The organism is Corynebacterium sp. p3-SID1056 (assembly GCF_025152525.1).
Taxonomy (GTDB): Bacteria; Actinomycetota; Actinomycetes; order Mycobacteriales; family Mycobacteriaceae; genus Corynebacterium.
In genome coordinates this window covers 1-2343 of the sequence record NZ_JALXXL010000020.1, presented here as the reverse complement: position 1 = coordinate 2343, position 2343 = coordinate 1, and the positions used below count along the sequence as shown (strand labels likewise).

At 48.4% G+C, this 2343-nt stretch carries 3 protein-coding genes; 2 read left to right on the top strand and 1 reads right to left on the bottom strand.

Annotated elements, in window-relative coordinates:
- Both M3G14_RS11585 and M3G14_RS11580 read left to right on the top strand, forming a co-directional pair.
- On the top strand, positions 1–467 hold a 467-nt coding region (locus M3G14_RS11585), incomplete at its 5' end, for a hypothetical protein (protein ID WP_259926683.1).
- 55 nt (positions 468–522) lie between these two features.
- Complete coding sequence (locus M3G14_RS11580; protein ID WP_168939853.1) at positions 523–909, top strand: hypothetical protein; 387 nt, start codon at positions 523–525, stop codon at positions 907–909.
- Positions 910–1605: 696 nt separating this feature from the next.
- Here the strand turns inward: M3G14_RS11580 and M3G14_RS11575 are convergent.
- Positions 1606–2031 carry a recombinase family protein gene (locus M3G14_RS11575; RefSeq protein ID WP_259926684.1) on the bottom strand — a complete coding sequence of 142 codons (426 nt, stop codon included), beginning with the start codon at positions 2029–2031 and terminating at the stop codon, positions 1606–1608.
- Positions 2032–2343 lie beyond the last annotated feature (312 nt).

Below are 2343 nucleotides of genomic sequence, written 5' to 3'. Positions count from 1 at the left end.
CAGCAATCACGCCAGTCTGGAGAGTGAGAGAGAAAAACGGCGTTAAACGCGGCCAAGATGTCAATCAACGAAACCGGAAGCAAGTAGACGATGCTATTTCCAAATGCGGAAACGCTAAGGCCACCGCAGGGCAAGTAATGGCAGAACTATCTTTTGGTTTTTGGCGACAGTTCACTACCAAAGCAATGGAAAAAACACTGTGGGTGCCATATATAAATAAATGCTTCCCCCACCACACACAGCGCTCAGAGGTAGACAAGATTATTGAATCAGTCAATTCATTAAGAAACAGGATTGCCCACAACGAACCCATCTATAAGCGAAACGGGCCTGACCCTTTTGTCATCCATAATTTAATGTTTGGGCTTTTGCATGATCTCTCACCTGAGGCGTGCAAACATGCCGAAGTAACTTCCGGGGTGCAGGAAATAAAAAACGCAAAACCTATCCGTACTGAATTTATCTGAATGCTTGCTAAGCGACGGCGACAGTAGTACTGGCAAGGGTCAGTATCCTTGTCTCATGGATATTTATGAACTACAAGTAGAAAGCCTGCTCCTTTACGCCCCTGAACAAGACATAGAAGAGATTCAGAGGCTACTGCAGGGTCGGTTCTCAAAACTAGAACCGACCCTGCAGCTACAGCGCGTGACCACTGTAATCCCAACCCATGATTATATGAGGCTAAAAGACTATTGGGTCCAGCAATATGGCCACGATTTAGAACCTGTGGGTTACCAACTAAAGCAAATCAATTTCGTCTTCTTAGCAGATAGAGAACAAGACCAGGAAGCTCTAGGCATGCAAATCTACGCAATAGTCTCTGAGGCAGTTCGTCCGTTTGGAAAAATTGAGTACTTTAGTTCGTTCGGTGACCCTGACGGTGAAGAACTAGCAGACAAAGAATAGCTTTTCCGTACTTATGCAGGCACTGAGTCAGAAAACGGAGAACTTCCTCCAGACCCTTCGAACCGCTTCGGAGTGCAATGGTGCAGCCGGTACCCCTTCCCATACTTGCTATTCACCTGCGCATTCGCGTCTGCAGTGGCAGCAGCTTTGGTCCGGCCATATCCGTATATGTACCCGACTATGGTTTGATTGGCAATACGCTCAACTGGGCATTTGGCTCTCCACGAGAACTTGGTTTTTGCAAATGGCGTAATACTCTCGCCAGGACTAAATGTGGGGGAGGCAGAAGCAATAGCGGGTTGGGATACGCCTAACAGTAGCGCAGACACCGTTGTGAGAACGACAGCTTTAACTTTCAAAATATATCTCCTTATGAAACGCAATGTCATGGCCAACGGCCTTGACAGACGAAATGGAACCACTGCTGTAGAAAACTTCATGCGACCCCGTAATAGCCCTGAAATGCGGCGCAGAACTTAGCCGCTTTTGACCATCGAGGCAAAGAACCGCATGAAATGCCTTCTAACGGCGAACCTATCCGAGTCCCAATACTTCCTCTAGTCATGTGCACAAAGTCGGAACGAAAGTGACCACCTTTTCGGGGTCAATCTTTAACTGACTTATGGGAAACTGGCCAGGTGGCAAACGTTGGATCAGCTTCTAAACGAACAGACAGTGCTCATTATTCTGGCTAGATTAACGCTGCACAGCGCGGTTTAGAGCTGCGTAGAGCGTCGTGCGTGCAACCCCAAGCTCGCGCGCGACGGCCGCCTTTGACTCCCCCGCCCCTATCCGAATGCGCGCCTCATCTATTTGCTCAGCACTCAGCGCACGTTTACGGCCACGATACTTACCGGCCTTTTGTGCCAAAGCAATCCCCTCCGCCTGGCGCTCACGAATGATAGCCCTCTCAAATTCGGCAAAAGAACCTAAGATGCTCAGCATCAGATTAGAACGAGCGTCTTCTCCCTCATGGGTAAAGCGGAGGTTTTCGTGGAGGAAGTAAACAGTTACGCCCTTGGCCGTAATTTCATCGACAAGCGTACGAAGATCAATCAGTGAACGCGCCAATCGGTCGATTGAAGACACGACCAACTCATCACCGTCGCGGAGATACTTAATGCACTCATTGAGAGCGGGACGCTCTGCCCTGCTGCGTCCAGAAATTTTGTCCTCAAAAACCGGTCAATCCTACCGGAGGCAAGAAGTGCCTCAGTTTGACGATTAGAAGATTGGTCTAAAGAAGAGACTCGGATATATCCGACACGTTGCCCCGAGACACTTTCCATTTTCACGCCCTATCTGTAGTTCAAAGCTATTGGCTTAACACTACAGATGTACGGAAATTTAAAAAAAGGCTTTCCGCTACAGCTTTAAAAGGAAGTAATCGACTGTAGGTTTAGGGTGTACCTCATGGCAGCAGACATCGTCTGA

What these genes read in the sequence shown, in the direction of transcription:
- M3G14_RS11580 (WP_168939853.1), top strand. Translation starts at nt 523, where the DNA reads ATGGATATTTATGAACTACAAGTAGAAAGCCTGCTCCTTTACGCCCCT.